Source organism: Chloroflexota bacterium (genome assembly GCA_016197225.1).
Lineage (GTDB): Bacteria > Chloroflexota > Anaerolineae > Anaerolineales > VGOW01 > VGOW01.
Genome location: JACPWC010000007.1, coordinates 19711 through 45036, shown reverse-complemented (window position 1 = coordinate 45036; position 25326 = coordinate 19711). Strand labels below are relative to the sequence as shown.

At 55.7% G+C, this 25326-nt stretch carries 18 protein-coding genes, 2 tRNA genes and 3 rRNA genes; 15 read left to right on the top strand and 8 right to left on the bottom strand.

Features of this window, described 5'->3' with window-relative positions:
• Window position 1: 1 nt before the first annotated feature.
• Window positions 2-571, bottom strand: coding sequence for a xanthine phosphoribosyltransferase (gene xpt, locus HYZ49_01305; protein MBI3240914.1), 570 nt, complete (start codon window positions 569-571; stop codon window positions 2-4).
• A gap of 433 nt (window positions 572-1004) precedes the next feature.
• Here xpt and HYZ49_01300 point away from each other — a divergent pair.
• The 5 genes from HYZ49_01300 to rrf all read left to right on the top strand — a co-directional run bounded on the left by HYZ49_01300 (window position 1005) and on the right by rrf (window position 6141).
• Window positions 1005-2434: ribosomal RNA gene (locus tag HYZ49_01300) — 16S ribosomal RNA — on the top strand.
• 105 nt (window positions 2435-2539) lie between these two features.
• Window positions 2540-2613 (top strand) — tRNA-Ile (locus HYZ49_01295).
• A 32-nt stretch (window positions 2614-2645) separates the two neighbouring features.
• Window positions 2646-2721 (top strand) — tRNA-Ala (locus HYZ49_01290).
• Between the two features lie 314 nt (window positions 2722-3035).
• Window positions 3036-5942: ribosomal RNA gene (locus HYZ49_01285) — 23S ribosomal RNA — on the top strand.
• 82 nt (window positions 5943-6024) lie between these two features.
• Window positions 6025-6141: ribosomal RNA gene (rrf, locus tag HYZ49_01280) — 5S ribosomal RNA — on the top strand.
• Together the 16S, 23S and 5S rRNA genes with 2 tRNA genes alongside form the textbook arrangement of a ribosomal RNA operon.
• 82 nt (window positions 6142-6223) lie before the next feature.
• Here rrf and HYZ49_01275 read toward each other — a convergent pair.
• Window positions 6224-6604: a hypothetical protein gene (locus HYZ49_01275; GenBank protein MBI3240913.1), complete on the bottom strand. Its 381-nt coding sequence runs from the start codon at window positions 6602-6604 to the stop codon at window positions 6224-6226.
• Between the two features lie 24 nt (window positions 6605-6628).
• On the opposite strand from HYZ49_01275, the gene HYZ49_01270 reads away from it, so the two are divergent.
• Window positions 6629-9142: a DEAD/DEAH box helicase gene (locus tag HYZ49_01270; protein ID MBI3240912.1), complete on the top strand. Its 2514-nt coding sequence runs from the start codon at window positions 6629-6631 to the stop codon at window positions 9140-9142.
• Window positions 9143-9167: 25 nt separating this feature from the next.
• Here HYZ49_01270 and HYZ49_01265 read toward each other — a convergent pair whose 3' ends face one another.
• Genes HYZ49_01265 through HYZ49_01255 form a run of 3 tightly spaced genes read right to left on the bottom strand, consistent with a single transcriptional unit; the run spans window position 9168 to window position 11315 of the window.
• Window positions 9168-9722 carry a hypothetical protein gene (locus HYZ49_01265; protein ID MBI3240911.1) on the bottom strand — a complete coding sequence of 185 codons (555 nt, stop codon included), beginning with the start codon at window positions 9720-9722 and terminating at the stop codon, window positions 9168-9170.
• On the bottom strand, window positions 9697-10503 hold the full coding sequence (locus HYZ49_01260) for a site-specific DNA-methyltransferase (GenBank protein ID MBI3240910.1): 807 nt from the start codon (window positions 10501-10503) through the stop codon (window positions 9697-9699). Before HYZ49_01260 ends, HYZ49_01265 begins: the two co-directional genes overlap by 26 nt.
• Window positions 10500-11315, bottom strand: a complete 816-nt coding sequence (locus HYZ49_01255) for a site-specific DNA-methyltransferase (protein ID MBI3240909.1) — start codon at window positions 11313-11315, stop codon at window positions 10500-10502. The genes HYZ49_01260 and HYZ49_01255 overlap by 4 nt, the downstream gene beginning before the upstream one ends.
• Window positions 11316-11433: 118 nt before the next feature.
• On the opposite strand from HYZ49_01255, the gene HYZ49_01250 reads away from it, so the two are divergent.
• The 4 genes from HYZ49_01250 (at window position 11434) to HYZ49_01235 (ending at window position 14217) form a co-directional block, all read left to right on the top strand.
• On the top strand, window positions 11434-12555 hold the full coding sequence (locus HYZ49_01250) for a caspase family protein (protein ID MBI3240908.1): 1122 nt from the start codon (window positions 11434-11436) through the stop codon (window positions 12553-12555).
• Between the two features lie 292 nt (window positions 12556-12847).
• Complete coding sequence (locus tag HYZ49_01245) at window positions 12848-13006, top strand: hypothetical protein (GenBank protein ID MBI3240907.1); 159 nt, start codon at window positions 12848-12850, stop codon at window positions 13004-13006.
• A complete protein-coding gene (locus tag HYZ49_01240) occupies window positions 13007-13465 on the top strand; it encodes a pyridoxamine 5'-phosphate oxidase family protein (protein MBI3240906.1) in 459 nt (152 codons plus the stop codon). It begins immediately after the preceding gene.
• Entirely contained in the window at window positions 13462-14217 is a 756-nt protein-coding gene (locus tag HYZ49_01235) for a class I SAM-dependent methyltransferase (GenBank protein ID MBI3240905.1), read from the top strand. Before HYZ49_01240 ends, HYZ49_01235 begins: the two co-directional genes overlap by 4 nt.
• Before the next feature lie 36 nt (window positions 14218-14253).
• Here the strand turns inward: HYZ49_01235 and HYZ49_01230 are convergent, their stop codons facing one another.
• Complete coding sequence (locus HYZ49_01230; GenBank protein MBI3240904.1) at window positions 14254-15102, bottom strand: SDR family oxidoreductase; 849 nt, start codon at window positions 15100-15102, stop codon at window positions 14254-14256.
• Window positions 15099-15494: a response regulator gene (locus tag HYZ49_01225; protein ID MBI3240903.1), complete on the bottom strand. Its 396-nt coding sequence runs from the start codon at window positions 15492-15494 to the stop codon at window positions 15099-15101. Before HYZ49_01225 ends, HYZ49_01230 begins: the two co-directional genes overlap by 4 nt.
• A 98-nt stretch (window positions 15495-15592) precedes the next feature.
• On the opposite strand from HYZ49_01225, the gene HYZ49_01220 reads away from it, so the two are divergent.
• The 4 genes from HYZ49_01220 (at window position 15593) to HYZ49_01205 (ending at window position 23726) form a co-directional block, all read left to right on the top strand.
• Window positions 15593-19360, top strand: coding sequence for a hypothetical protein (locus HYZ49_01220; GenBank protein ID MBI3240902.1), 3768 nt, complete (start codon window positions 15593-15595; stop codon window positions 19358-19360).
• Between the two features lie 87 nt (window positions 19361-19447).
• Window positions 19448-19858: a hypothetical protein gene (locus tag HYZ49_01215; protein ID MBI3240901.1), complete on the top strand. Its 411-nt coding sequence runs from the start codon at window positions 19448-19450 to the stop codon at window positions 19856-19858.
• Entirely contained in the window at window positions 19855-20667 is an 813-nt protein-coding gene (locus HYZ49_01210) for a GxxExxY protein (protein ID MBI3240900.1), read from the top strand. Before HYZ49_01215 ends, HYZ49_01210 begins: the two co-directional genes overlap by 4 nt.
• Window positions 20668-20693: 26 nt before the next feature.
• On the top strand, window positions 20694-23726 hold the full coding sequence (locus tag HYZ49_01205) for a transglycosylase domain-containing protein (GenBank protein MBI3240899.1): 3033 nt from the start codon (window positions 20694-20696) through the stop codon (window positions 23724-23726).
• A gap of 271 nt (window positions 23727-23997) precedes the next feature.
• Here HYZ49_01205 and HYZ49_01200 read toward each other — a convergent pair whose 3' ends face one another.
• Entirely contained in the window at window positions 23998-24360 is a 363-nt protein-coding gene (locus tag HYZ49_01200) for a hypothetical protein (protein ID MBI3240898.1), read from the bottom strand.
• A 141-nt stretch (window positions 24361-24501) separates the two neighbouring features.
• Between HYZ49_01200 and HYZ49_01195 the strand changes: the two genes are divergently transcribed.
• Window positions 24502-25275, top strand: coding sequence for a hypothetical protein (locus HYZ49_01195; GenBank protein ID MBI3240897.1), 774 nt, complete (start codon window positions 24502-24504; stop codon window positions 25273-25275).
• Window positions 25276-25326: the final 51 nt, after the last annotated feature.

Below are 25326 nucleotides of genomic sequence, written 5' to 3'. Positions count from 1 at the left end.
GTCAGGCGAGAATGATCTTGCCGTCGCTCATGTCGGTGACAATGCCGAGAGCTTCGATGGGCACGGCCAGAGGCGCCAGCGCCGCCCGCCCGCCTTCAAAGGTTTTTTCGATCACGGCCCCAATGCCGACGACGGTGGAGCCGGCGGCTTGAGCGAGGCGGGCCAGGCCGAGGATGGTTTGGCCGGTGGCGAGAAAGTCGTCAATGATCAGAATCCGCTCGCCGTGAGACAAGTATTCTGGCGAGACGATGAGTTCGACGGTGCGGCCTTTAGTGTGCGAGGGAGCGAGGGTGAGGAAGATTTGATCGGGCATCGTGATCGGTTTTGTTTTGCGGGCGTAGACGACGGGGACGCCGAGGTGCAGGGCGGTGGTGAGAGCAGGGGCGATGCCGGAGATTTCGGCGGTGAGAACTTTGGTGGCGCCGACAGATGAAAAGCGGGCGGCCAGTTCACGCCCGCATTCGTTCATCAAAACCGGGTCAACCTGGTGATTAATGAAGCCGTCAACTTTGAGGATGCCGTTGCCGAGATTACGGCCTTCTTTGAGAATTCGTTCTTTGAGTGCGTTCACAGTTTTGCCTCCTGGAAATGATGGCGGCATTGTACCGCGCCTTGAATAGAGGTTCAATCTGTTTGTGAATCAATTTTGAAATTGCCCTTGACACGCTTGTATGACAGTGTTATTATCTCCGTCGTTGAAGTGCAGTCTCGTCCGTAACACAAGCGCGGAAAGACAAACCAACTAAAGAGACAAAGAGGCCCGCAGAGACCAGAGCTGTAAAGTTTGATAGGTCTGCAATCCTCGCCGATGAGAGCAAGATGCATCGGCGTTTTGCGTCTCCGGGTCTTGACAGACAGAAAGCGGAGTGGTAAACTCGCCCCGCTCTGTTGGAACCTTTACAACTGAATAGTGACAAGAAATGCACAATATGGGTCCAGCATCCCACCAACTGGTGGGAAAAAATTCCAATGACCGAAGACAGGCTTGTCCTGTTTGAAAGTCTGATGAAGAGTTCGATCCTGGCTCAGGATGAACACTGGCGGCGTGCTTAATACATGCAAGTCGAACGAAGAGTGTAGCAATACTCTCTTAGTGGCGAATGGGTGCGTAACACGTGGGTGACCTACCCCGAAGTGTGGAATAACAGTTCGAAAGAACTGCTAATACCGCATGTGGTCCCGGGTTTTAGAAAACCGGGTCTAAAGCAGAAATGCGCTTCGGGAGGGGCCTGCGGTCCATCAGCTAGTTGGTAGGGTAATGGCCTACCAAGGCAACGACGGATAGGGGACCTGAGAGGGTGACCCCCCACACTGGCACTGAAACACGGGCCAGACGCCTACGGGTGGCAGCAGTAAGGAATATTGCCCAATGGACGAAAGTCTGAGGCAGCAACGCCGCGTGCGCGATGAAGGCCTTCGGGTCGTAAAGCGCTTTTAGGGAGGATGAGGAAGGACAGTACTCCCAGAATAAGGTACGGCTAACTACGTGCCAGCAGCCGCGGTAAAACGTAGGTACCGAGCGTTATCCGGATTCACTGGGCGTAAAGCGCGTGCAGGTGGTTTGGTAAGTCGGGCATGAAAACTCTTGGCTCAACTGAGAGACGCTGTCCGATACTGCCAGACTTGAGGGTGTGAGAGGGAGGTGGAATTCCGCGTGTAGTGGTGAAATGCGTAGATATGCGGAGGAACACCAGTGGCGAAGGCGGCCTCCTGGCACACTCCTGACACTCAGGTATCGACCCCCTCGGTGCCGCAGCTAACGCGATAAGTACTCCGCCTGGGGACTACGGCCGCAAGGCTAAAACTCAAAGGAATTGACGGGGGCCCGCACAAGCAGCGGAGCGTGTGGTTTAATTCGAGGCTACGCGAAGAACCTTACCCAGGTTTGACATGCAAGTAGTAGTGAAGCGAAAGCGGAACGACCCTTCGGGGAGCTTGCACAGGTGATGCATGGCTGTCGTCAGCTCGTGCCGTGAGGTGTTTGGTTAAGTCCAGTAACGAGCGCAACCCTTAGGGTCAGTTACAAGTGTCTGGCCCGACTGCCGGTCTTAAGCCGGAGGAAGGTGGGGATGACGTCAAGTCAGCATGTCCTTTATATCTGGGGCTACACACACGCTACAATGGGTAATACAATGGGTCGCCAACCCGCGAGGGGGAGCCAATCCTAAAAAATTACCCTCAGTTCAGATCGCAGGCTGCAACTCGCCTGCGTGAAGTCGGAGTTGCTAGTAAACGCAGGACAGCTATACTGCGTTGAATACGTTCCCGGGGCTTGTACACACCGCCCGTCACGTCATGGGAGCTGATAACACCTGAAGCCGGTGGCCTAACTGCAAAGAGGGAGCCGTCGAAGGTGGGATCGGTGACTGGGACGAAGTCGTAACAAGGTAGCTGTAGCGGAAGCTGCGGCTGGATCACCTCCTGTCTAGGGAGTTCCGAATGATTGCCTTCGGGTGGTTGTTCTACTCCTAAGCTTGATCCCATTTCGTCCTTTCTTGTCACTATTGAGTTGTAAAGGCCAATGCCGTCAGACATTGTCGGGCCTTTAGCTCAGTTGGTTAGAGCATCCCTCTGATAAGGGGAAGGTCTCTGGTTCAAGTCCAGAAAGGCCCACCTTATTACCCTGAGGCCGGGCCGAAGGGTATGGGGATGTAGCTCAGTTGGGAGAGCGCCGCCTTTGCAAGGCGGATGTCAGGGGTTCGAGCCCCCTCATCTCCACCAGGGCTTATTGAGGAAACAATTCGCTTGGTGAAGCAGTTGACTTTCAAAGAATAGTTTTGGCAAGTCGCGTCAAGGTCTTTTATCGAAGGCCCGGCGATTGCCGGGCCTTCTTGTCTCTTTTACAAACAGGGTAGTACTGTTGGCACTCGATGGATGGACTGGAAAATGCTCCAGGGCATCCATCGGCGGTCAACGCCGGGTCGCGTAGGTTGCGGCCAGCACCTTTCAAACTGAATATTCATGAGAGACAAAAGAACAAAAGGTCTTTGAAAAAAACATGTAATGCGAGAACTTCAATTTCTCCGCATCACGTGAATTAAGCTACTAAGGGCGTACGGTGGATGCCTTGGCGTCAAGCGCCGAAGAAGGCCGTGGATCACTGCGATAAGCCTCGGGGAGCCGTGAACAGGCGCTATATCCGGGGATGGCCGAATGGGGAAACCCATGCAAGTAACCCTTGCATATCCGTGTATGAATCTATAGTGCACGGAGGGGAACGCGGGGAACTGAAACATCTAAGTACCCGCAGGAAAAGAGATCATTCCGCAAGTAGTGGCGAGCGAACGCGGATCAGCTCAAACCAGTGGAGCTTGCTCTACTGGGGTTGTAGGACCCAGCATATGGAAGTCAAAAACTGGAAGGTTAGTCGAATTGTTTCTGGAAAGTCGAACCACAGAAGGTGACAGTCCTGTAGACAAAAACATTCCAGCTTCCGCTGGGCACCTGAGTACTACCGGGCACGCTAATCCGGTAGGAATCCGGGAAGCCCACTTCCCAAAGCTAAATACGCTTGATGACCGATAGTGAACAAGTACCGTGAGGGAAAGGTGAAAAGTACGGCTGCTAGCCGAGTGAAATAGAACCTGAAACCGTATGCTTACAATCAGTCCGAGGACTATGCCCGGCTTGCCGGGAATGTCTGAGGGCGTGCCTTTTGGAGAATGAGCCGGCGAGTTCATCTTTGTGGCAAGCCTAAGCGAGAAACACGCGGAGGCGCAGCGAAAGCGAGTCTTAATAGGGCGCCTAGTCGCAAGGATGAGACACGAAACCTGGTGAGCTACCCATGGCCAGAGTGAAGCGGGACTAAACCCCCGTGGAAGCTCGAACTCACTAATCTTGCGAAATTAGGAGATGAGCTGTGGGTAGGGGTGATATGCCAATCGAACTAGGAGATAGCTTGTTCTCCCCGAAATAGCTTTAGGGCTAGCGTCACACGTTCAGTAACGGAGGTAGAGCACTGGATTGGCTAGGGGGCTTACTGCTTACCAAACCAAACCAAACTCCGAATGCCGTTACTCCAGAGTGTGGCAGTCGGACTACGGGTTATGAGATTCGTGGTCGAGAGGGAAAGAACCCAGATCATCAGCTAAGGTCCCTAAATCCATGCTAAGTGGAAAACGATGTGAGATTGTTTAGACAGCCAGGAGGTTGGCTTAGAAGCAGCCACCCTTTAAAGAGTGCGTAATAGCTCACTGGTCAAACGATCTTGCGCGGACAACTTAACGGGGCTAAGCATGGTACCGAAGCTATGAACTCGTCTTTGACGAGTAGTAGGGGAGCGTTCCGCAAGCGACGAAGTCAGATCGAAAGAACTGGTGGAGCGAGCGGAAGTGAGAATGCCGGCTTGAGTAGCGTAAAACACGTGAGAACCGTGTTCACCGTAAGTCTAAGGTTTCCGACGGAAGGTCAGTCCGCGTCGGGTTAGTCGGCCCTAAGCCGAGGCTGAAAAGCGTAGGCGATGGACATCCGGTCAACATTCCGGAACCGCCGAGAGTGAGCGAAGGAGTGACGCAGAATGGTAAACCAGCCTCCCCACTGGACATGGGAGGTGCAAAGCCCGTAGGCTTTGAGGCTCGTAGGCAAATCCGCGAGCCGAGCTGAGGGGTGATAGCGTGGCGCAAGCCTGAAGTGGTCGAGCCAAGCTGCCGAGAAAAGCTTCGTAGCGTTGAGTGCTAGGCGTCCGTACCGCAAACCGACACTGGTAGACGGGTAGAGTATACCAAGGTGAACGGGAGAACTCTCTCTAAGGAATTAGGCAACATGACCCCGTAACTTCGGGAGAAGGGGTGCCCCCTAGCGTGAAACTGATCATGTGGAGCGCCGGGGGGTCGCAGTGAAATGGCTCTAGTGACTGGTTAACAAAACCACAGGTCTCTGCAAAGCCGCAAGGCGATGTATAGGGGCTGACACCTGCCCAGTGCCGGAAGGTTAAGGGGAGTGGTTAGACGCAAGTCGAAGCTACGAACCGAAGCCCCGGTGAACGGCGGCCGTAACTATAACGGTCCTAAGGTAGCGAAATTCCTAGTCGGGCAAGTTCCGACCCGCACGAACGGTGTAACAACTGGAGCACTGTCTCAGAGAGAGACCCGGCGAAATAGAAGTGGCAGTGAAGATGCTGCCTACCCGCAGCAGGACAAAAAGACCCCGTGGAGCTTTACTATACCCTGGAGGCTTCGAACCTGGGCTTTCGGGCTCGGGGGAGCCGCAATGTGAAATACCACCCTGACGAAGTTTTGACCCTAACCTCGCACCCTTATCGGGGCGGGGGACCGTGCCAGGCGGGTAGTTTGACTGGGGCGGTCGCCTCACAAAGTGTAACTGAGGCGCCCAAAGGTTCCCTCAGGCTGAATGGAAACCAGCCGTAGAGTGTAAAGGCACAAGGGAGCTTGACTGCAAGGCCAACACGCCGAGCAGAGACGAAAGTCGGGCTTAGTGATCCTACGGTACCGAGTGGAAGGGCCGTGGCTTATCGGACAAAAGCTACCCCGGGGATAACAGGCTGGTGATATCCAAGAGTTCACATCGACGATATCGCTCGGCACCTCGATGTCGGCTCATCGCATCCTGGGGCTGGACAAGGTCCCAAGGGTTGGGCTGTTCGCCCATTAAAGCGGTACGTGAGCTGGGTTCAGACCGTCGTGAGACAGGTCGGTCTCTATCCGCTGTGGGCGTAGGGGATTTGAAGGGATCTGCTCCTAGTACGAGAGGACCGGAGTGGACAGACCTCTGGTGTGTCAGTTGTCATGCCAATGGCACCGCTGAGTAGCTACGTCTGGCAGAGATAACCGCTGAATGCATCTAAGTGGGAAACTCGCCCTAAGATTAGATCCCCCGTGGCGTTAAGCCAGAAAGACCGCAGAAAGACTATCTGCTTAATAGGCGACCTCGTGTATGCTCTGTAAGGAGCGAGCGAAGGCGTACTAATGGTCGAGGGCTTAATTCAATCAACGTGGTGCGGAGAACTTGAAGTTTTGGCAGTTACATGTTTCTTTGAATATTCAGTTCAACAACGTAAAATCGTCTCTTGGTGATTTGTGCGGCGGAGGTACACCCGGTCCCTTCCCGAACCCGGAAGTTAAGACCGCCAGCGCCGATGGTACTTGGTGGGAGACCGCCTGGGAGAGTAGGTCGTTGCCAAGGGGCTTTTTGCAAATTACGAAAGTAGTTTGATCAGAAAACGCCTGATCGCGAAAGCGAGTCGGGCGTTTTCTGTTTAAACCGGTCAGCGAAAGCCGCCGGCCAGCCACCCGCCCATCAGCCCCGACAACAGAATCAACGTCATCGGCAGAACCCAGCTTTCCGCTGGCAACAGCGGCACCGGCGGCCACCACAACCGCGCGCTCGCGCCCCACAGCATCGCCGCCAGCCCCACAAACGGCTCGTAGCGGGCCGCCGCCCGCGCTGCCAACGCCCCCACCATCACTGGCGGCGCGGCAAACGAGATGGCCGTCAGGGCCATCAACAACATCGTCTCCCCCAAACCGCTTCTTGGCCCGGCGGCCTCCCACCACTGCGGCGCCGCCCACAGCGCCAAACGAAAGGCGGCATACCCGATCACGTTGCCGCCCAACACTGAAAGCATCACTCGCGCAAAACTTTTCATCCCTGACACGGCTATAATCATAGCATGATGCCTTTGCTTGATCGCCTGCGCCTCGATCCCAAATTCATGGCCAACGTCGCCGCCTGGGAAAAGATTCCGTCGCGCTCGGCGCGCTACGCCGATTTTCCAAAGCGACTCGACTCGCGGCTGATCGAAGCCCTGAACCGGCGCGGCATCTCGTCGCTCTACACCCACCAGGCCGACTCAGTGGAAGCCGCCTTGCGTGGGGAAAATCTGGTCGTCGTCACCGGCACCGCCTCCGGCAAAACGCTGTGCTACAACCTGCCCATTCTGCAAACATGCTTGCACGACTCCTCCGCCCGCGCCCTCTATCTCTTCCCCACCAAAGCCCTTGCCCAGGATCAAGCCGCCGAGTTGAGCGCTCTAACCTCTAACCTCCAACCTCAAATCTCCATCCGCATCTACGATGGCGACACTTCGCAAAACCAACGTCCCGCTATCCGCCGCGAAGCCCAATTACTAATAACTAATCCCGACATGCTCCATACCGGCGTTCTTCCTCATCACACCAAATGGTCAGAGTTGTTCGCTAACCTGCGCTGGGTGGTGCTAGACGAACTGCACACCTATCGCGGCGTGTTCGGCTCGCACGTGGCCAACGTCATCCGGCGCTTGAAACGCATCTGCAAGTTTTACGGCAGTGATCCGCAATTCATCTGCGCCTCGGCCACCATTGCCAACCCCAAAGAACTGGCCGAGAAACTGCTCGAAGCGCCGGTGACACTCGTGAGCAACGACGGCTCGCCCCGCGCCGAAAAACATTTCATTCTCTACAATCCGCCACTCATCGATCCTGCGCTTGGCCTGCGCCGCTCTTACACGTTGGAAAGCAAAGAGATCGCCGCCCAGTTTATCGGCGATGGTGTGCAAACGGTTGTGTTTGGCCGCGCCCGCGCCACCGTCGAAGTTCTGCTTGGCTACGTGCGCGACGCGGCGGAGAAATTTCAAATTGACCCCAAAGCCATTCGCGGCTATCGCGGCGGCTACCTGCCTAACGAGCGGCGCGAGATCGAGCGCGGTCTGCGCGACGGCTCGGTGCGCGGCGTGGTGGCCACCAACGCCCTCGAGCTTGGGGTGGACATCGGTCAACTTGGGGCGGCGGTGATTGCCGGCTACCCCGGCAGTATCGCCAGTTTGTGGCAACAGGCGGGCCGGGCGGGCCGCCGATCAGAAACGTCAGCCGTTGCCTTCGTGGCCTCCGCCGCGCCGCTCGATCAGTACATCGCCCTCCACCCGCGCTACATTTTCGAGTCGTCGCCCGAACACGCCCTCATCAACCCCGACAACCTTGCCATTTTGCTCAGCCACGTTCGTTGCGCCGCGTTTGAACTGCCGTTTGAAGAAGGCGAAACTTTTGGTGAAGCCGGTGAGGCGTTGTTGGAGATTTTGGAAGAGTCGGGTGAGGTGCACGAGTCGGGTGGAACGGCGACGTGGGTGGGGGACTCTTACCCGGCAGAGGCGGTATCCCTGAGAACGAGCGGTGATGATCGTGTCGTCATCCAGGACGTGACCGACGGCAAACCCGTCGTTATCGGGGAAGTGGATTCTGTCCGCGCCCCGATTCACGTTCACACCGGTGCCGTCTATCTGCATGAAGGGCGGCAGTATCTTGTCGCCGAGTTGAAATGGGATGAACGCATCGCAACGGTGACGGCGACCGAAGCCGACTATTACACCCAGGCCAGCGAGTCGGCGACGTTGGAAGTGCTGGACGTGACCGACGCCGACGAACGCGGCCCGGCGCGCAAGGCGCACGGCACGGCGTTGGTCACCTCGCAGGCGAGCGGCTATCGCAAAGTCAAACGTTACACGCACGAGACAGTTGGCTTTGGCGAGATTGATCTTCCGCCGCGCGAGTTTCAGACGACGGCTTACTGGTTGTGGATCGCGCCGGAGATCGCCGAGCAGTTGATGGACGAGGGTGTGTTGCTTAGGCCGAACGATTACGGTCCAAACTGGGAAGCGCAAAGAAACGCCGCCCGTGCTCGCGACAACTTCCGTTGCCAGCAGTGCAACGCCGTTGAGCCACGCGACGGCCCACAGCATCACGTCCATCACCTGCGCCCGTTCCGCGAGTTTGGCTACGTGCGCGGCGAGAACGAAAATTACAAACTCGCCAACGAACTCGATAACTTGATGACGCTCTGCCCGTCGTGCCATCGCCAAGTCGAGTCGGCCAATCGCGCCAAATCGGCGCTGGGCGGGCTGGCTCATGCTCTGGGCAACCTGGCCCCGCTTTACCTGATGTGCGACCCGCGTGACCTCTCTAACCTGGTCGAGTCGAAATCGAAAGAGACCGGCGGCCCGACGATCACGTTTTACGACGGCGTGCCGGAAGGCATCGGCCTGAGCGGGCGGCTCTACGAACTGCATGATGAGCTTCTGCGCGGGGCGCTGGAGTTGGTGCGCGACTGCCCGTGCAGTGACGGTTGCCCGGCCTGCATTGGGCCGGTTGGGGCGGATGGCGGGGAATCGAAGGCGTTGACGGTGAGGCTAGTGGATGCTTTGATGAGGTAGCGATTAAGTACGAAATGGTGACGAGTCAGTTTCGTTTTCTACTTAAAGACTTAAGAACCTGAAAAGCTTGGTCTAATGTACCTCCACTGTTCGCAATCCATTCAGGTGGTTTGTTGGGGTCAACACTAAACCAAAATGTATCTGTACCTTCTACCCCTTTATGTTGTGGCTTGTGCCCAATCACCTGCTTCCTAAGCAGAGCCTTGCTTACAACCCAACAATGTGCTTGAAATGGTGAAACCCCTAAACAGACTGCATACTCATAATCTTGTTCTCGAATCTGCTGAAACTTGTAAATACCGCTTTTCCAAAGCGTAGAGAATTTTATTTCTACGCGATGACCGTTTAGCAACAAATCTGCTTCAGAGTTGTTACTTGAATCGATCATCAAACCTTTAGCGGCACACCAAGCAGCAACCATACGCTTCCCCATTTTGCCACGAGAAGCAGACGGCAACTTTCGCACCCAAGCAAAGGGACTACCTTCCCAGGCCTCATCGAGTTCGTCGAACTCTGGACGAATGTGCCTCGTTATAGTAGCAAGCAGTTCAAAATCAGAACTCGCTTCTTGTTGGCCCACGTCTTTTTCCTTTGCTATGCGTTGCGAATTCCAACCATTCTATATTTGATTTTCCTTCAAGTGATTTAGCTGTCTTCTTCATCGCTTTCTTGCTGTTGCTAAGTAGAATAAATTTCCGCCCCAGCTTCAAACAGGTTTCTCCAACAGAACCATCAATAGCAAACAATTGAACGACCAGATCTTTTCGGTTCGATGATGCTTTTATAATTTGGCTGAGAAGCCCATTAGGAGTCAACTCTTCAAACCAAGTATCTGTTGGTAGCTTTCCCCTGCTCCTTTTCTTTTTTCCGACGAGATTAGGAGCCATGTAAGCGAGTCGATCTATATCATCAGTGTTGAAGATGTAGTTGTCGAAATCTTTGATGTACACAAGGATATTGTCGTGCTTCTCAAGCCATCGTCTCTCGGATTTTTGTCGAGTATTCGAATATACCCAGATGGCTTCATTGAGAAAATTATCTGACCCGAAAATTTCGTCTAATAGTAAAGCTTTACAATAATGTGCTTTTTCGGGAGTGGAGTGGAAATAAATTGTTCCTTTAGATGACAAAACCCTGCGAGCTTGTACGAGCCTGGGCTCTAAAAATTCCAAGTATTGATCATATAGGTCAGTATATTTTCTGGAGCCAATCGTAATCGCTTTGGTGCTTTCGTTGCTTAGGGGCAATCGCCAAAGATTGTCAATTTCCACAGGCGGCTTTATATAAATAAGAGTTGCTGAACCGTCATCTAACTCTTCTAGTATTTTCAAGTCATCGCCGAAATATATCCGATTCTTCATAGCGAGGAATACCAAGTAATATCATCACGAGCGCCGAATCTTTTCTTCATTACTTCTATTGCCTGGTGATTGTTATCAACTAAAATGAATTTTCGCCCAAGTCGCAAACAAGCTTCACCAGTCGTTCCACTTCCCGCAAAAAAATCCAATACAACATCGCCTGGATTTGACGAAACCTCCAGTATTGGGTTAATAATGCCTAATGGCTTCTGTGTAGGGTATCCCGTTTTTTCTTTGCTAGCAGTTGGTACAATTGTATGCCACCAAACATCAGCTGTCGAAACACGGAGTGAGCCTTTCCTCTTAGGATGTGTTGCAAAGGAATGTTCATTGAAGATATATTGCTTTGGGTCCTTGACATAAACGAGTATATTGTCGTGCTTCGCGGGCCATCGTGTCTTTGATTTGCCACCATAATCATATGCCCAAATTATTTCATTAAGGAAATTAGTTGGGCCAAAGATTTTGTCTAGAAGAATCCTGCAGTAGTGAACCTCTCTATAGTCAATATGAAAATACAACGCCCCACGATCCGACAATACTCTCCTAGCCTCTTGAAGCCGAGGTTCCATAAATTCTAGAAATTCATCGCCAAAATTGTCAGCATAAGATTTCGTTCCAAGATTAATCGTTTCGTATCGCTGTTCTTTAAAACCAACTCGATCTCCACTAGGTGTTTGCTTGACTTTGATATAAGTTCTACTTTGCGATTTGCCCGTGTTGAAAGGGGGGTCAATATAAATTAGATCTACCGAATTAGGATGTAATTCTTCGAGCACATTGAGGTTGTCTTCTTGGTATATATAATTCATAGGTTATCTCCGGTGTAGAACTGATATTCTATATCATTTGCGTTACTACGCAACCTGTTGCATCATCTTACTACAAGGTTGTTTTAGGAAAGCCCGTTTTGTAGAATGCAGGTGAATTATGCTTCAACTAACATCTCGTGTCACTATTCTCGCTGTCGGCGTCGAGCATTATAAGAATCTTGGCCCACTTGAAGGTCCAGCGAATGATGTTGAGAACTTGAGGAGTTTGCTTGTAGAAGACCGAGACACGGCTCTCTTCAAGCCCAGTCAGTTCAAATCTATAATCAACCCGACTGTTGTTCAGTTACGCCACGCCATAAATGACTACACAATGGGTCGTTCAGCAGATGGCGATATTCTGATTTTTTATTTCTCCGGGCATGGGTCTCCAATCGGCTCTAATGATTTTGGCTTCTGTACGGTTGATACTGTTTGGCATCCGACTGAAGAGACAATGTTGCCGTTGAGTGTTGTGCGTTTTAGCGACATCCTTCAAACATTGCTTATAAAGAATGTAACCCCCGTAATCATTATTGACGCATGTTATAGCGGTATGGCAGGTCGCTCCCTGCACATCCCCAGCAGTATGCTCATCACGAACATGCGTGGAGAAGTGCAAAAGGACAATGCGAGCAATTATGCTCTGTTATGTTCCTGCGCGAGTAATGAAACGTCTATTACTACCCGATGGGGCGGCATATTTAGCCATTACTTAATCGAAGCCGCGCGACGAGGCGTTCCCTCTCAAAAAGAAACTCCGTTCCTGACTCTTCAAGGCATTTTCCCAGCACTACGAACCTTGGTTGAAAGTTATACTACGGGAGAGTCAATACCTCGTCTGCATTTAGGCGATACACTGCCTCAGTTCCCTTTTGTCAGAAACACTCTTTTCGAACCGCGACGCGAGAGTTTTGCGCGATACTTCATTGAAATAATTAAAGCATTGTGGAACAAAGGTCAGGCAAGAGAATTAAGCCCTGAAGAAATCCGTAGCCTTTGTGGTAATGGTGCTTATGGCAATCACAACAAATTGAGTTACGAGCCTTGGGGTTTAGTGGAAGACGTTCCAAATGCTAAAAAGAAACGGCAACTTACAGATAAAGGCAAAGCCTTCGCTCAGGGCAAGGTAAAAATTCCAAAGACAATTATTCGTGACCCTAACACAGGCAATTATGTTTCAGATCACAACACCAAACAGGTGGGTATATTAGAGTTTAGAACAAAACGCCGCAAACGTTAGGTTTATCTATCAACTTTTCACTCCAGCCGATTAATCCTACCACACACTGCCTTCTTATAACATTCTGCTAATGCCGGGTAATTGAAAATGTGCTCTTTGAAGCAAGTTATTGCCGAATCCCCACAAGTTGGCCTGCCAACCTGCAACAAGTGGGTTGGGCGCGCTGTGGGCCGAGATATTGAATACGCCCCGGCTGAGGCGGAGACAAGGGCAAAGCATTACCGTCAAAGGCACTTGGGGTTTGCGGAGTCGAGTAAAATCAAGGCAACCCTCATCCCCAAAGGAGCATCATATGAAACTTACCCATGATCCGCTTCGCCTTGTCATTGGTATCGTCCTGATTGTACTGGGTGTGCTGTCAGTGGTCGGCATCAGCATCCCCGGCGGCAACATCATTCTGGGCGTCATTGCCGTCGCCGCCGGGGCAATGATCGCTTTACGCAGGCGCTAAATGAACGCCCCAATCGAAAATCCGCAGTCCAAAATCCAAAATTTTCTGGCCGCTCACTCCACGCTGGCGCTCTCCACCGTCAACGCCGACGGCCAGCCGCAATCGGCCCCGCTCTTCTTCGCCGTTGACGACGATGGCTCGCTCCTCTTCGTCTCCAGCCCCAAAAGCCGCCACAGCCTGAACATCGCCGTCAACAGTCAGGCCGCGGTGACGGTTCACAACGAAGCGTGGACTTGGCAGGAAATCGCCGGGGTGCAGATGGAAGGCCGCGTTCACCACCTGCCCGCCGGGCCGGGCCGCGAGCACGCCTGGGAGGTGTACAAGGCCAGGTTCCCGTTCGTCGTCGAGTTCGAAGATGAAGTCTCGCGCAGTGAGTTCTATCGCTTCACGCCAAAGTGGATCAGGTTGATTGACAACAAAGTTCGATTTGGCTTCAAAGAGGAAATCGAACTACCGTGACCGGGCATTCTGATAAAGCCGCCCTGCGCGGCGAGCCGTCTTACGTGTGGCGGGCGGGGCAGGCGCGGCGGCTAAACCTGATTCGCGAGGCCGCGCCGACGATCGAAGGCGGCCGGGTTCTGGTGGATGGTTGCGGCGTGGGGATGTACGTCGAAAAGCTTGGCGCGTTTGCGGCCTGCGCTCACGGCTTGGACATAGAATTTGATCGGGTGGCCGAGGCGGCTAAACGTTTGGATCACCTGGTGTGCGGCGCGGGTGAGTTCCTGCCGTATGCCTCAGACTCGTTCGATGCGATCTTGTCGCATGAAGTGATCGAGCATGTTCAGGACGATGTCGCCGCCGTTCGTGAGATGATCCGGGTTCTACGCAGCCCCGACCCCGAGTCGGGGAGACCGGGCGGGCGGCTCGTGCTCTTCTGCCCCAATCGTTGGTATCCGGTGGAGACTCACGGCGTCTACTGGCGCGGGCGCTATCACTTCGGCAACATCCCGCTCGTCAACTATTTGCCCGACCCGCTTCGCAACAAACTCGCGCCGCACGTTCGGGCTTACACGACCGGCGGCTTGCGTAAACTTTTCAACGGTCTGCCGGTGAAGATCGTCCGCCACGCGATCATCTTCGGCGGCTACGACAACCTCATTGCCCGGCTGGGCGCGCTGGGCAAAGTGATTCGCGGCGGGTTGTATGTGTTCGAGAACACGCCCCTCCAGAGTCTTGGCCTCTCGCACTTTCTCGTAGCCGAGAAACTCTAACCTCTAATCTCCAACCTCCAACCTCTAACCTCCAAATCACCACTTCGTTCGCCGTCGCACCAGCCCGTCCCACCACTTGTCGGGCGCAAAGCGGCGCAAGCGAATGACCCAACCGACGCTGGCCGGGATGGGATAGCGGGTTTGCGGATCGGGGCTGACGAGAATCTTTTCAACCGTGTCGGCGAAAAGTTGGGGGGGGAAGCCGACGCTGGCCCGCTGGACTGACGTTTCTTTCACCCGCTCAATCAGCGGCGCGTAAGCGCGGGAGTCAATGTTGCGCTCGGCCAGCATCGTCAATGCCCGGCTGAGGCTGGTCTCCCAAATGGCAGTGGGGCTTGATCCCGGTTCGATCACCACCACCTTTACCCTAAACGGGGCCAGTTCCACTCGCAAGGTGTCGCTGATGGCTTCCAGCGCAAACTTGCTGGCGGTGTAAGCGCCGAGCAGGGGCGAGGTGATCCGCCCGCCGATGCTGCTGACGTTGATGATCGTTCCTTTCGCCGCCTTGAGCAAAGGCATCACGGCCTGAGTCACGGCCAGTTGGGCGATCACATTCAGGTCGAACTGTTCGCGCAGGACATCGGGCGGGAGCAATTCCAGCGGCGCGGCAAAGGCCGAGCCGGCGTTGTTTACCAGCGCGTCGAGCGTCGGCGTTTGGGCCGCTACCGCCCGGCCCAGTTCTTGCACCTGACTCTCATTCGTGACATCGCAAATCAGCGGAACAATTTCCCCTCTTTCCTTCTTTTCCCTCAGCAGGCTTTCCTGATCTGCCTCTTTGCGAACGGTACCAAACACCCGCCAGCCAAGTTTGGCAAAATGCAAAGCGGTGATGCGGCCAAAGCCGGTGGAACAACCGGTGATCAATATGGTTTTGGAAGGTGTCATGAACGGTTCTGTTCATCGCTCGCCAGTGGCACGATTTTCATCACCCGTTCTACGAGCAGGCCGATATCGAACGGTTTGGCGATGAAGCCGGAGACTCGATACTGCCTGACTTCATTCACCAACTCGGACGAAGGCCGGGCGGTGATCATGATGACCGGCACGTTCTCCATGTCGGGCGTGGCCCGCAGGTCTTTGAGCAGGGCCAGGCCGTCCTTGCCGGGCAGGCCGTAGTCGAGCAGGATGAGGTCGGGCGGGTCGCTGAGGGCCAGGGCCAGGCCCTGGCGGGCATCGAATGCCGCCGACAGGTTGTAGCCTTTGGCGCTGAGGGTAGTTTCAATTAGATGGACGATTTCTCGGTCGTCGTCAATGATAAGTACGATAGGGGGCTTCACGGGGCAATCTCCTTCGACGGAGGGGAGTATATCGCCTGTGGTGAATTTGAGCAACGGGGCTATTCGCGCCTTCGCCTCATTCGTGATATAAAACGGCTATGGCCGACGATCTCACTGGCAATATTTCTCAGGGTGGTATCAGCCTCGACAAAGGTGCCCAACTCACCATCGGCGCTGGCGATGTGGTTGGCCGTGACAAGCTCGTCACCAATATTCAGAACATCTACCAACACGCCCTCAGCGCCGTAGAAGAGGCGAAACTTGCGCGCGAGTTTGAGCGGCAGGAGTTGGCGCAGGGTGTCAGCGCCTTCGTCAGTCGTCTGCAAACCCGCGCCAGCGAGACCGCCGACGCCAAGACGGGCGGCCCGTACAAAGGCTTGCTCGAATACCGACTGAGCGACGCCGAACTGTTCTTTGGCCGTGAGCGCGCCATCCACGACCTTCTGCAAAACCTGGGGCGTGGCCCGCTCACCGTTCTGCACTCCGAGTCCGGCGCGGGCAAGACCTCGCTCCTGCAGGCCGGGCTTTCCCCACAACTGATCGCCGCCGGGCACTTGCCGTTGTACCTTCGCCCTTACAACCTCTCGCCCTCAGTTGTCATCAAGCGCGCTTTCATCGCCAACCCCGGCCAGTTGCCTCTGCGTGATTTCTTGCGGCAAGTGTGCAATGTGCTTGGCGCGCAGACGACTCTCTACATTTTGCTCGACCAGTTTGAAGAGGCCTTTACACAATTAGCCGAGACCGACCGAGAGGCTTTTATCGGCGATTTGGCCGAATGCTTGTACGATGACGGCCTCAACGTGCGCTGGGTGCTGGCCTTGCGGAGTGAATACTTCGGCAATCTCGCCAACTTCCGTCCGCGCATTCGTAGCCCGTTCGAGAACGACTATCGCCTGAACCGCTTGACTCGCGTCGAAGCGCAAGAGGTGATCGCCAAGCCTGCCGAGAGGCAGGGCCTCGCCTTTGAACCCGGCCTGATTGATGCCTTGCTCGACGACTTGGGCAAGAACGAGATTGCCCCACCGCAAATTCAACTGGTGTGTCTCTCGTTGTTTGAAGAACTTGAAGCCGGGCAGACCCTCATCACCCGCGCCCTTTATGAACGTGAAGGGGGGGCCGCCGGAATCTTGCGCGGGCATTTGGAGCGCGTTCTGTCGCGTGACTTGCGCCCCGAACAACGCGCCGCCGCCCGCCGCCTGCTCGAAACCCTCATCTCTTCCGAGGCCCAGCGCGTCGTTCGCCTCCATCGCGACCTCGTGGCCGAAATGGGAGTGAAGGGCGTCACGCCCGAAACCCTCGACATCATCTTGAGCCAGTTGGTAGACAGCCGTCTGTTGCGCGCTAACGAAACCGATGACGGTCTGGTTTACGAATTGGCGCACGATTATTTGCTGGGTGAGATCAAACTTGACCCGGATGTGCAGGCCCGCAAAGCGGCGCAGGAATTGCTGGAGCAGGAAGCGCGGGCGTATCGCCGCTACAAGACTCTGCTGACGGAAGATCGGTTGAAGGTGATTGAGCCGTACATTGCTGAGTTGCGGCTCACAGCAGAAGCAGAGCAGTTGTTGGCCGAGAGTCGCGCTGAGGTGGAACGTGAACGACGGGAAGATGAAGCGCGGCGGCAAAAGGAATTGGATGACGCCCGAAAGTTGGCCGAGGAAACCGAAGCCCGCCGCAAAGCAGAAACCGAACGGGCGAGAGAGGCCGAACAGTCATCGGCCCGCTTACGCGCGCGTAATCGAACGCTCACCATCGTAGGGGCGGTGGCCCTGTTGGCCGCTGTAGCGGCTGTGTTCTTTGGGGTTTTGTCCAATCGGAATGCAACTGAGGCCCAACGCCAGAGTCAAATCTCCTTAGCCCGCCAATTGGCGGCGGTCGCTTTGAACCAAATCAACGCCGACCCGGAACGAGCAGTTCTGCTTGCTCTGGAAGCTTATCGAACAGCCCCCCTCTTTGAAGCTGAGAATGCCCTCCATCAGGCCTTTGGCGCTTCGCAGATTCGATTGGCATTTCGCGGACATACCGGCGAAGTCTGGAGCGCCCGATTTTCCACCGATGGTCAACGTATTATCACCGCCAGCGATGATAAAACTGCCATCGTCTGGAATGCCGTGACGGGTGAGGCACTTTACGTGCTGTCCGGGCATAACGACGCGGTCTTGAGCGCCCGGTTTTCGCCCGATGACAAGTATGTGGTCACGGCGAGCAAGGACGGGACAGCGCGGGTGTGGGATGCGGAGACGAGTCAGGAAATGAAGACTCTGAACGGGCATGAAGGCGCTGTCAGAGATGCCCAGTTTTCGCCAGATGGAAAGTTGATTGTCACTGCTGGGGAGGATGGCACTGTCCGTATCTGGGATGCTGCTTCCGGGCGGGAAGGACGGAAGTGGATGGCTTATCCACCTATCGTCTTCCCGGTCACAGCCACATTCAATTCCGACGGCACACAAATTGCCACCATTGGCGGAGACGGTTTAGCGCGCATTTGGGATGCCACGGCAAGTTTGGAGTTGTTTGAGTTTGGCGGCGACAATGATTGTTGGCCGATTAACCTGACCTACAATCTTAGCGGCGACATACTCGTAACAGCAGGTGGCTATTACTACAATGCCTGCATCTGGGATGCGGCGAGTGGAACGTTGTTGTCACACCGGTTTACGGGCCACAGTTTGTACATTAGCGCCACCGCCCTCAGCCCGGATGACAATTACATTGCTACCGCCAGTTGGGACAAAACGGCGCGTATCTCGAATGTTGCCACCGGAGAAGAAATAGCCGTCCTGCGGGGCCACACGAGCGGAATCTACACGGTTGCCTTTGCCCCAACCGCCCCTAATCTTCTCCTCACAGCAGGTGACAACACAGCCCGCTTGTGGGAGACGACTCCCGGCGTCGAGTGGCGCGCCTTCAGCGGCTCGGAACAACCGCTCGTAGCGACATTCAGCCCAGACGGCCGTCACATTGCCACCGGTGGCTCTGATGGATTGGTGCGAGTCTGGAATATCGAGAAACCGGATGATGAGTCATTGCTCCTGGACGACCATCTATTCAATGTCGGCCACCCGACGTACAACTCAGATGGCTCACTTATTGCCGCACCCAGCGACGATGGTACTGTAAGTATCTGGAATGCGAACAGCGGCAGGGAGATTAAGGTATTAACAGAATCAGGAGGGTGGATCATGCACGCCGTGACTTTCAGCCACGACAATCGGCTTGTCGTCACTGCCGGACGTGATAACCTCGTTCACATCCGGGACGTTGCGACCGGCGACGAAATCCAACCGCCTCTTGAGGATCACACGAGTTTCATTTTGGAGGCCGCCTTTAGTTTGGACGATACGCGTCTCGTTACTGCCAGCATGGATGGCACAGCGCGGGTGTGGGATGTGGGAACAGGGAAAACGTTATTTACGCTAAAGCACGGCGACGGGGTTGTCGGCGTGGCCTACAGCCCAAATGGTCAATGGATTGCAACCAGCAGCCTTGATCAGACTGCGCGCCTTTGGGATGCTTCAACCGGCGCGCAGGTTCGCGTATTCAATGGACACAATGCAGAAGTTAAGGATATCGCTTTCAGCCCTGATGGTACGCGGCTTGCCACCGCCAGTGTTGATAAGACTGCCATTATCTGGGATGTGGCAACCGGACAGGAATTAATTAGGCTGGTCGGGGCGCAGTATGCTCTGCTCAGCATTACTTACAGCCCGGACGGAAAATATCTGGCAACCACCGATGCCAACGGTATTTTGCGCCTGTATCTGATGCAAGTTGAAGACTTGGTTGCCCTTGCCGAGTCACGCATCACCCGGCAACTCACCGCTGAAGAAAGACTACAATTCTTGCAAGAAAGCCCGGGGCGCTGACTCACAGACATTATCCTATGCCATCCTCCTCCACCCTCATCCGCCATCGCCGCCAGCGCCGCGAAGCCAGCCAGCACGGTTTTAGCCGTGTGTGGCGCGGGCTGGCTGGAGGAGGAGAACAACGGATTAACCGAATTCGACGGATTTGATCCGCGTAATTCGGATGATCCGTTGTTATTGAGCGGGCCGCCTTTTGAGATTCTCCTTTTCGGCCTATACTTCCCCTCATGCCCTCCCCCTCCTCCATCATCCGCCACCGCCGCCAACGCCGCGAAGCCAGCCAGCACGGTTTTAGCCGCGTGTGGCGTGCGCTGGCTGGAGGAGGAGAACAACGGATCAACCGAATTCGACGGATTTGATCCGCGTAATTCGGATGATCCGCTGTTGTTGAAAGGATTGCCCTGCAACGATGAATCAGAACAACGGATCGACCGAATTCGACGGATCAATCCGCATAATTCGCGCGAAGCGTCCGTTGTTCTTCCTCAACCCACATGACTGAACTTCTCCATAAAGCCCTCACCGCCTCCATTCTCCGCGCCTATTACGACGTCTATAACGGCACATCGCGGATCTACCCGGAGCGGTTCTATGATCGGGCAATGGCGCATGACTTGAACGCGATGAGCGTCGTGTGTACGCTCCAACCGGAGTGGCAAGTTCTCTACAAAGAGAAAATCGTCGGCAAGCAAATTCTGGATATTGTCATTGCCGGAGAAGTCGTCATCGAAAACAAAGCCGTGCCGGGCCTCACTCGCTTGCACAAAGCCCAACTGCTTTCCTACCTCAAAGCGACAGGCAAGCAAGTTGGATTACTGCTCAACTTTGGCGGGCCGAAGCCGGAGTTTGAGCGGCTCTACTTCGCGCCACGCGAGCCGCGAGTGGCGAAGTCACAAATCGAACGCGCTGCCGCCAGCCTCACTCCGTCAAAACTGATCGATCCAAGGCTGGTCTACGAAATCGTCGGCGGGCTGTTTGACGTTCATGCTACACTGGGGCCGGGATTTATTCACCGCATCTACGCCAACGCCTGCTATCACGAACTCAAATTGCGCGGCCTCCCGGTCAAACCGCAAAAAGCCATTCAGGTTTTCTATCACGGCACAATCCTCGGCGAACTCAAGTTCGGCCACCTGCGCGTTGGCAGTGAAGTGCTGGTCTTTCCCGCCGCCATCCAAAACCTTGCCGACCTCCACCCTGAAATGCTCTGCGACTGGTTGCGTGATCAGCAAGTTCCGTTGGGCATCGTCGCCAACTTTCACGACGCCTCACTCACTCCCTCTTTCCTCAAACCCAAATCCGTATAATTCGATTGATCCGTTGTTCTCCTCCCATGCCATCCTCCTCCACCCTCATCCGCCATCGCCGCCAGCGCCGCGAAGCCGGCCAGAACGGCCTCAGCCGCCTTTGGCGGGCGCTGGCAACGCTCGCCCTTTCTACCGTCAGCGTCGTCATCGCCGCGCTCGTCATCGCCGGCATCGCCCTCTCGCAAGCCTACACTAGCTACGTCGCCGACCTGCCCTCAGCCGAAACGCTCGAAGCGGCCTTTAGCTCCACCAACAACCAATTCTTTCAGACGACGAAAATCTATGACCGCACCGGAACCCAACTGCTGTACGAAGTGATTGACCCGCGCGCCGGAGACCGGCAATGGCTGAGCATTGATAAGATTCCGAAACACTTCGTCGAAGCCACTATTTCCATCGAAGACAAAACGTTTTTCACCAACCCCGGCTACGACGTCGAAGGCATCATTCGCGCCTTCGTCTCCAACCTGCGCGGCGGGTCGGTGCAGGGCGGCTCCACCATCACCCAGCAGTTGGTCAAAAACGTCATCATCGCCCCCGGCAAAGTGGCCGAGCAATCTTACGACCGCAAACTGCGCGAAGTCTTCATCGCCGCCGAAGTGACCGAGCGCTACAGCAAAGATCAAATTCTGGAGTGGTATCTCAACACCAACTTCTACGGCAACCTGGCCTATGGCATTGACGCCGCCGCCCGCGTCTACTTTGGCAAGTCGGCCTCCGAGTTAGATTTGGCCGAAAGCGCCCTGCTGGCCGCCATTCCGCAGTTCCCGGCCCTCAACCCGCTCGACGCGCCCGAAGACGCAAAGCACCGGCAAGAGCTTGTGCTCGACGCGATGGCCCGCGAGGGTTACATCACCAAAGCCGAAGCCGAACAGGCGAAGGCCGAAGATGTATTGAGCCGCCTCCACCCGTTCGCCCAACGCTTCGACATCCGCGCCCCGCACTTCAGCCTCTTTGCCCTCAACGAACTCGTCAACCAGCTTGGCCCCGACCTCACCTTTCGCGGCGGACTCAAAGTGATCACCACGATTGATCTGGGCTTGCAGGATCAAGTGGAATGCGCCGCCCGGACTCAGGTCGCCCGCCTCAGCGGGGGCGACCCGGCTCTGGTCATCGCCACCGACTCCGGCACTGCTTGTGAGGCGGCCTCTTTCTTGCCGCCCATGCGCCAGGCCGACATCGGCGTGGATCACAACGTGTCCAATGCCTCAGTCGTCGTCATGGATCCCAGGACCGGCCAGATTCTGGCAATGCTCGGTTCGCTGGATTATTGGGAAGATGCGATTGATGGCCGCTTCAACGTGGCCGCCGATGGCCGCCGCCAGCCCGGCTCGTCGTTCAAGCCTTTCACTTACCTCACTGCTTTCTCGCAAGGCTACACGCCGGCTACCATGGTGCTCGACGTGCGCACGGCCTTTCCGCAAGACACCGGCATTCCCTACGTCCCCGAAAACTACGACCGCCAGTTTCACGGCCCGGTCAGCTTGCGCATTGCCCTGGCCCGTTCCTACAACATCCCGGCAGTAGACATGATGAACCGTGTTGGCGTGGAAAACGTCATTCGCACCGCCCACCGCATGGGCCTCAACACCCTCGACCGCGAGACCAACTTTTACGGCCTGGCCCTCACCCTCGGCGGCGGCGAAGTGTCACTGCTCGACATGACTTACGCTTATTCGGTGATGGCAAACGGAGGCCGCATGGCCGGAGTGGCGGTTCCCCCGGAGTCGCGGCGGGGTGGCTACCGCCAGCTTGATCCCGTTTCCATCCTGCGCATCGAAGACTCGAAAGGCAGCCTGCTTGTTGCCTGCGGCGAAAAGAACGACGAGGCCTGCTCGTTCACCGAGTCGAAGACTCAGCAGGTGCTGGAAGCGCCGCTGGCTTACCTGATCACCCACGTGCTTTCGGACAACGAAGCCCGCATCGGCGCATTTGGCCGGCCCAACCCGCTGGAGATTGATCGCCCCGCCGCCGTGAAGACCGGCACGACCGACGACTTCATTGACAACTGGACGCTCGGCTACACGCCGCAGGCGGCGGTAGGCGTGTGGGTGGGCAACACCGATTCGTCGCCGATGGAAAAAGTGACCGGCCTCACCGGGGCCGCGCCGATCTGGCATGCGGTGATGAAATACGCGACGCAGAATTTGCCAATCGAAGAGTGGCCGGAGCCGCCGGGAGTCAATCATGTTACCGTGTGCTATCCGTCGGGCCTCCTGCCCACCCGCGACTGCCAGAGTCTGGTCAACGAAGTTTTCATCAGCGGCACCGAGCCGGCGGCTGAAGACAACGTGTGGCAGGCGTTTCAGATCAACCGCGAGACGGGCAAGCTGGCCACAGTGTACACGCCGCCCGAACTGGTAGAGAAGCGGGTGTACGAAATTCTGCCGCCCGAGGCCGCCGACTGGGTGCGCCAGGCCGGCCTGCCTCAGCCGCCCGCCGAGTACGACACGATTTACTCGCCGCCCGAGGCTGTGGCCGGCGGCGATGTCTTCATCGCCTCCTTGCAGCCGTTCTCGTACATTCACGGCGCGGCGCCGATCACCGGCACGGTGAAGAGCGAAAACTTCTCGTTCTTTCGCGTCCAGTTCGGGCCGGGGCTGAACCCCACGCAGTGGACTCAGATCGGCGGCGACCGGGGCGAACAGATCGAGAACGGCGATCTACAACCCTGGGACACGACCGGGTTGAACGGACTCTATTCGGTGCAACTGCTGGTGGTGAAGAACGACCAGACCTTCGTCAACTATACAGTGCAGGTGACGGTGGACAACACCCCGCCGACGGTGACGCTGGTGACACCCACCGAGGGCCAACTCTTTGCCCTCGGCTCGGATGAAGCGGTCGTCATCCAGCCAGAGGCGCAAGACAACCTGTCTCTGGCTTACGTCGAAGTTTTTGTGGATGGGGCGAAGTTGGATACGACCACCGTCGCCCCCTTCACTTCACGCTGGAAGTTAGGAGGAACCGGGCAACATTCGATTTATGTTCGGGCGGTGGACGCGGCAGGGAATGTGACGGAGAGTGAGAGGGTGGTGGTGGTGGTGCAGGAGAGGTAATCAAACAGTCCAGTTTTCGATTTGTAACCCAGGTATGCGAGCGAAATGAGTCGAGTTATTTGTGACGAGGGTGCATCGGTGGCAAAGTTTTCAAAGAGACGTAGCTGGCTTTCTACGTTTACATACCTCAAGCCACGCAAGACTTCATAATAGGTGATGATGGAAATGCTCAACCGAGGGTGATCAGCCAAGTAATCTGCCGCATGGTTCACCACCACAGAATTCTTCCGAAAGAACTCGATCAAAATATCAGTGTCGAGTAATCGCTTATCTACCAATTCGTGCCTCTCTCGGCGAAAAATTCCGCGCGCCGCTCAATTTCGCCCTTCAGTGCCGCCCACGTTTCGGTTGGCAAATCCAGCCACATTCCAGCATAGCTCAAAATGCGCGCTCGCCAGTCAGCTTTCTCGCTAGCATTGGTGATAGCGTCGGGCGCAGTGGTTCCAACCCAATTAGCGTATTTGACGACCACGGCCACAGGCCGACCGTTTCGTTCGAGGATGATAGGCCCGGTTGCGCTTTCGACATCAGCCCAACGAAGATTCACTCTTGTCGAGTGTGACTTAGCAGGGGATTTGCGTTTTGCGCGATAGGGCGCTTTTGCTTCTTTGACTCGTTTAGGTTTTGCAGCCATTGGATACTACTCCATCGGAAGACGATCATTGAAGTTATTTTAGCATGACGAGCTCAGAGGTGGTTCATTTTACGTTATTTTCACCCAACCTGCCCCGGTTTTGGTATACACTGTCCCGAAACTTAACCTGGAGTATGTTGAATGTCCAAAAAACTCTTCCTGCAAATTCTCGTTTTGACTCTGACCTGCGCGGTGGCGTTAGCCGCCGCCGCGCCTCAGGCTTCGGCGAACATGGCCGCTGCCTTGCCTACCCTGCCCACGCGCGGCGCGGGCGGGTCAAACGTGGCCGCCACCGCCGGGGCGGCTTCCACTAAGATCGCGGCCACTGCCGCCGCGGCGGCCACCAAAGCCGGAACCGTGTCGGCCATCAAGGCCACCGTCACGCCGCCGGCCACTGTTTCATCCGGCGACGCTTCAAAGGCGATCACTTCTTATGCCTCTACAGTGTTGGGCATCAACGTCACCGTGAAAAAAGCGGGCGGGTTGACCGGCGATGTGAACAAACTGCTGACACAGACGACATCAGGTGGCGCGGCTCAGAGCGCAACGGCCAAGCTGGCGGTGAAGTCTTACGGCGCGGTGCTGAGCAACGGCGCGGCTTCGCTCAGTTATGGCAGTGGCACGATTTCGGGCGACGTGAATGTGGACGTGCAGGGGTCGAGCCTGGGCGTGTACTCGTTGGCGGTGAGCAACACCGGCACGCTCAACGCCGACTCGGCTCTGACGCTGGCGAAGAATACGTTTCCCGGCATCGCCGATCGCAAGTATACGGCTTACACAGTGACCAAAGGCTACGCCTGGTATTTCAAAGGCACGGCCAGCGGGCTGGACCCGAAGACGAAGAAGGTGGTGACGCTGGCCGAGGCCATCATCCTTTACGTCCTGCCCGGCGCGTCGGGCAAGGCCAGCGTGTAGGCGCAAAGGGCGCAAAGAGAAAAAAGAGATTTCTTTGCGATCTTTGCGCCT

What these genes read in the sequence shown, in the direction of transcription:
- HYZ49_01275 (MBI3240913.1), bottom strand. Translation starts at nt 6,604, where the DNA reads ATGAAAAGTTTTGCGCGAGTGATGCTTTCAGTGTTGGGCGGCAACGTG.
- HYZ49_01270 (MBI3240912.1), top strand. Translation starts at nt 6,629, where the DNA reads ATGATGCCTTTGCTTGATCGCCTGCGCCTCGATCCCAAATTCATGGCC.
- HYZ49_01260 (MBI3240910.1), bottom strand. Translation starts at nt 10,503, where the DNA reads ATGAAGAATCGGATATATTTCGGCGATGACTTGAAAATACTAGAAGAG.
- HYZ49_01255 (MBI3240909.1), bottom strand. Translation starts at nt 11,315, where the DNA reads ATGAATTATATATACCAAGAAGACAACCTCAATGTGCTCGAAGAATTA.
- HYZ49_01250 (MBI3240908.1), top strand. Translation starts at nt 11,434, where the DNA reads ATGCTTCAACTAACATCTCGTGTCACTATTCTCGCTGTCGGCGTCGAG.
- HYZ49_01245 (MBI3240907.1), top strand. Translation starts at nt 12,848, where the DNA reads ATGAAACTTACCCATGATCCGCTTCGCCTTGTCATTGGTATCGTCCTG.
- HYZ49_01240 (MBI3240906.1), top strand. Translation starts at nt 13,007, where the DNA reads ATGAACGCCCCAATCGAAAATCCGCAGTCCAAAATCCAAAATTTTCTG.
- HYZ49_01230 (MBI3240904.1), bottom strand. Translation starts at nt 15,102, where the DNA reads ATGACACCTTCCAAAACCATATTGATCACCGGTTGTTCCACCGGCTTT.
- HYZ49_01220 (MBI3240902.1), top strand. Translation starts at nt 15,593, where the DNA reads ATGGCCGACGATCTCACTGGCAATATTTCTCAGGGTGGTATCAGCCTC.
- HYZ49_01210 (MBI3240900.1), top strand. Translation starts at nt 19,855, where the DNA reads ATGACTGAACTTCTCCATAAAGCCCTCACCGCCTCCATTCTCCGCGCC.
- HYZ49_01205 (MBI3240899.1), top strand. Translation starts at nt 20,694, where the DNA reads ATGCCATCCTCCTCCACCCTCATCCGCCATCGCCGCCAGCGCCGCGAA.
- HYZ49_01200 (MBI3240898.1), bottom strand. Translation starts at nt 24,360, where the DNA reads ATGGCTGCAAAACCTAAACGAGTCAAAGAAGCAAAAGCGCCCTATCGC.
- HYZ49_01195 (MBI3240897.1), top strand. Translation starts at nt 24,502, where the DNA reads ATGTCCAAAAAACTCTTCCTGCAAATTCTCGTTTTGACTCTGACCTGC.